Genomic DNA, 3,725 nt, shown 5'->3' with positions numbered 1-3,725 from the left:
CGCCTGCGGTACCTGCTTGGTGAATGTGCTCGAAGGAACTCCAGATCATCGGGACAGTTTCCTCCTGCCCGACGAGCAGGAGGAAGGCCATTGCATCATGACCTGTGTGTCTCGCTCGCTGTCTCCGATGCTTGTGCTCGATCTCTAATCAGGAGTTCAGGCGCCGGCGTAGCCCGCCGCGCGCGAGATCTCCTGGGTAGCCTGAACCAGTAGCGGCAGAATCTTTTCCCGCACCGAGCCGCTCATTCGGATCTCGGGGCCGACCACGGAAACGGCGCCCAGAACCTCTGCGTCGTGGCCAAAGAGCGGGGCCGCGATCGACATCGCCCCCGCAAGCACTTCACCAGTCGCGGCAAAGTAGCGATCTTTGCGGATTCGCTGGATGTCGGTCTGCAGTTTGCGGCGCTCGGCTTCCGTCAGGCTCTCACTGGCCAATCGCAACTGTTCGTTAGAGCCGAAGGCCAACATTACCTTGCCTGCCGCTCCGATCGTCAGTGGAGCGACATAGCCGACGGGACGGCTGTAGCTCAGGGGTTTGGAACTGCGGATCTCGTGGACCAGCATCCGGTCATGCGGCGGCTGCGGCACGAAGAGCATCACTGTCTCGTCAGCTGCTTGCCATACACGGGCTGGCTAATCTCGACCAGATTAAACGAACGCTGCCAAGAGCCAGAAAGCTCCAGAACCTTGTGGCCGAGCCGGTAGCGGCGAGGGTCGCCGAACCAGCTCACCAAGCCCTTTTGCTCCAATGCCGACAGCATTCGATAGAGCGTCGGCCTTGGAAGCTCAAGCCGCTGCTGCAATTCCCCGATTCCCATCACGGGAGAATCGATGAAGGCGAGAACGATATCGACTTCGAGCGCAGCGTGCGCAGGTGTTAAGCATACCGCCTCTTGTCCGCCGCCTCTACGAGGCCTGGCTGGCTCGGCCGACCCTGGACTCGTTGATCGTCGTGTCCCCAGGCTGGTCGACTACGAACGCGACGACGTTCGCAATTCGGTCCGGAACAATTCCCAACTGCTGGTTCACGCCGTGCATCTGCTCCGCAGTGCGCTTGCCGCTGGCCATATCATCGGCGCGGCCAACTCTTCGTCTCGGTCACGCCTGTGCCATCCAGCATGACCGAACGGGTGGCCGCCTCGTTCGAAGTGGCCGAACCGCGCATCCGGCGTAGGGGCTTCGATTGCCGCCGGCCGAGGTACATCAAGCGTCGGCGCCTTCGACGACGAAGCCCCCGAACTTCGCCCCGTTGTGGAGGTGGCGGGCAATGGCTTGGTACGCGTCGCTGTGGCCGTCGCTTGTTCGAACGTCAAAAACGAGACCAGAACGACCCCTTCCGGGGACGCCCCTTATGAACACTTCGCTTCGACCGTAGGCCGACACACCGCTACCGGCAACTGCGCCAGCAAGGCGGGCATCTTCTGTGCATAGATGTCGAGCTCTTGTTGGTCGAGCGTCTTCTCTTTGATGAACACAGCATAGGCAGTCATGTTTTCTGCTTTGCGGGTGACGTTGAGCTGCCGGCGATTCGAGCCGTCAGTGACGGATCACAAACTTTGCCGAAGGCATTGCGTGTCATCAGGCGCTGGAAGGCGGGCTTGGCGTCGTCGAAACCATGCTCGATGTCGATGCGCGGGTGGATATTGTGGGCCGCGATGAAGCGCAGCATGCCTTCGAGGTCTTGCCGGCTTCCCACCGAGATGGGCTGGCAACGCGCATGGCTCATGAACAAGGTCATGATCTCGACCGAACCCTGCATGCCCGCCATCGCGCCCACCATCGACACTTGGCCACCAACTGCAACAGGTTTGACCGACTGCTCGAACGTGCCCGGTCCGCCCACTTCGACGATGCGGTCGGCGCCCTTGCCGTTGGTCAAGCAGCAGGCATTCGATTGGTGGTCGACACCTCATGCGCCAGCATCGTCGCACTAGAAAGTTCGCTCCGGCACTGGCTATGACAGCAACGCTTCTGAGAGCGTCGTCCATTCCGAAATCACCGTTGCGGCTCGGTGACCGCCTTGCAGCGTGAGTTAGCCAAGCGGGCGAAAAGGACAGCAATCGCTTGAGCTGAATTTTCCAATCGCGGCTCGAAACTTCCGCAATGCTTACCCAAGCGGTCACTCGATTCTCGCGCGCGGCCTTCTTCACGCTCCCCTGCGCAGATCACAAGTCTTCAGCGCGTCTTCAGCGCCTGTCGTGCTGGTAGCCGACGCGCTGAACTGGCGTCAACGCACCGAAGCTTGGCCATGCCAGCAGTACACCTTGCCCTTCCAGCGTGCGCTGGAAGTCTCCGAGCAGGGCCTTGTCGACTCGTACTCTGAACGGTCCGGAAGCCAGCATCCATGCGGGTTGCAGCCCAGAAGAGGGACGTCGGTCACGGAATGCCCGGCCGTTCGACGGCCTTGGTCGGCGAAGGCGGCCCGCTCTCCGGGTTTCCACCCCTTCGCCATGCCTGGCTACCAACTCGAAATTCAAGAGAGGCCGAAATAATGTGTCTGTTCCACCGTACCGCACGAGGCGCTGCGGCGCTGGCATGGCTCGGCGGCGGAATGGGCTCACAATCGAACTAAACGCCCACCCGAACAAGGCGGACTGGAGACACCATGACCGTATTAAATGCTCATACCCTTACGAGACGCATCGATCTCTTCACATTGCGGCTATTTCTCACGGTAGCTGAAGAGCAGCAGATTCGACGTGCTGCCCTGCGGGAGAACATAGCTCCATCGGCAGCGACTCGTCGCATCCATGACCTTGAGGAAGTCGCCGGGATCAGCCTTTTCGACCGACAGCCGAATGGGATGGTGCCCACTCCGGCGGGGGAGGTGCTGGCACGCCATCTTCGCCTTTTGTTTGCTAACCTCGACGTCATGGGGCGCGAAGTCGCGCAGTTTACGGAAGGCGTTCGCGGGCACATCAGCATTAGCGCCACTGCGGCCATCATCATTCAGCTTCTCGCGCCAGCGATCGCTGAGTTTACGCGGCAGTTTCCGCTGATCGACATTGAGTTGCAGGAGAGCGCCAACATCAGCGTGGTCAACGCTGTGATAGCAGGGCATGCCGATATCGCCATGTTCTATGCCACAGATGATGTCACCTGTGAAGCGTTGGACGTCTTCGAGTGCCGCACGGACCGCCTGGTCGCAATCGTACCGCGCGGCCATCCGATGGGTGAACGCACGAGCGTGACAATGCGTGATCTGCTCGAGGAAGTTTTGATCGGAATCTCGCCTAACACTTCACTAATGGCTCAGATGCGCAAGGCGGCCGAGGCGTTAGGGAGCAAGCTCCGAGAGAAGTACCGAGTGAACACCGTTGAAGTCGCTCGCAGTCTCGTGAAAGCGGGCCTGGGCGTCATGATTCACCCTGAATGCATGCTGCCCACGGCCGATCTCACCAAGCTAGTACTGGTAAGGCTTGATGAACCCTGGGCAGAGCGACGCTTGTGCGCGGGAGTCAAGCGTGGCGAGCCGATTGCCGCGGCGACCAAGGCGTTTATCGCTCACGTTGTGGACGATAAATTGGCCACTACTTCTACGTCGTCGAGCGGTGGGGACCCAGCCGTCGCCTAGACGCCCATAACTTCCGCAAGGGCAACGATTTCTCGGGCCGTGCTGACGTGGGCGATATCGATGTGCTCGCCGTCATAGATGCACGACGCACGGCCTTCGGCCTGCGCCTTGTCCAGCGCGTCAATCATTCCCTTGTAATAGACAACTTCCT

General features: G+C 60.4%; 6 protein-coding genes and 1 pseudogene. 2 read left to right on the top strand and 5 right to left on the bottom strand.

Annotated features, from left to right (window positions below):
• The first annotated feature begins 16 nt into the window (after positions 1–16).
• On the top strand, positions 17–148 hold the full coding sequence (locus AC1DY5_RS46610) for a hypothetical protein (protein ID WP_478121164.1): 132 nt from the start codon (positions 17–19) through the stop codon (positions 146–148).
• Positions 149–156: 8 nt separating this feature from the next.
• Here AC1DY5_RS46610 and AC1DY5_RS46605 read toward each other — a convergent pair whose 3' ends face one another.
• The 4 genes from AC1DY5_RS46605 to AC1DY5_RS46590 form a co-directional block, all read right to left on the bottom strand.
• Entirely contained in the window at positions 157–597 is a 441-nt protein-coding gene (locus AC1DY5_RS46605; RefSeq protein WP_478121162.1) for an IclR family transcriptional regulator, read from the bottom strand.
• A complete protein-coding gene (locus tag AC1DY5_RS46600) occupies positions 597–848 on the bottom strand; it encodes a helix-turn-helix domain-containing protein (protein ID WP_478121163.1) in 252 nt (83 codons plus the stop codon). The genes AC1DY5_RS46605 and AC1DY5_RS46600 overlap by 1 nt, the downstream gene beginning before the upstream one ends.
• Before the next feature lie 501 nt (positions 849–1,349).
• Entirely contained in the window at positions 1,350–1,490 is a 141-nt protein-coding gene (locus AC1DY5_RS46595; RefSeq protein WP_478121161.1) for a hypothetical protein, read from the bottom strand.
• The gene (locus tag AC1DY5_RS46590) at positions 1,487–1,879 is read right to left on the bottom strand and encodes a zinc-binding dehydrogenase (protein WP_478121160.1); all 393 of its coding nucleotides are present in this window, start codon (positions 1,877–1,879) and stop codon (positions 1,487–1,489) included. The genes AC1DY5_RS46595 and AC1DY5_RS46590 overlap by 4 nt, the downstream gene beginning before the upstream one ends.
• 726 nt (positions 1,880–2,605) lie before the next feature.
• Here AC1DY5_RS46590 and AC1DY5_RS46585 point away from each other — a divergent pair.
• Positions 2,606–3,574, top strand: a complete 969-nt coding sequence (locus AC1DY5_RS46585) for a LysR family transcriptional regulator (RefSeq protein WP_478121159.1) — start codon at positions 2,606–2,608, stop codon at positions 3,572–3,574.
• Here the strand turns inward: AC1DY5_RS46585 and AC1DY5_RS46580 are convergent.
• Positions 3,571–3,725, bottom strand: a pseudogene (locus AC1DY5_RS46580) (HpcH/HpaI aldolase/citrate lyase family protein); the annotation flags it as partial. The gene AC1DY5_RS46585 and the pseudogene AC1DY5_RS46580 overlap by 4 nt on opposite strands.

It is taken from the genome of Variovorax sp. P4_D9 (assembly GCF_056401695.1).
Note: the sequence above shows the minus strand (reverse complement) of the source record. Positions and strands in the feature narration are given on the sequence as shown.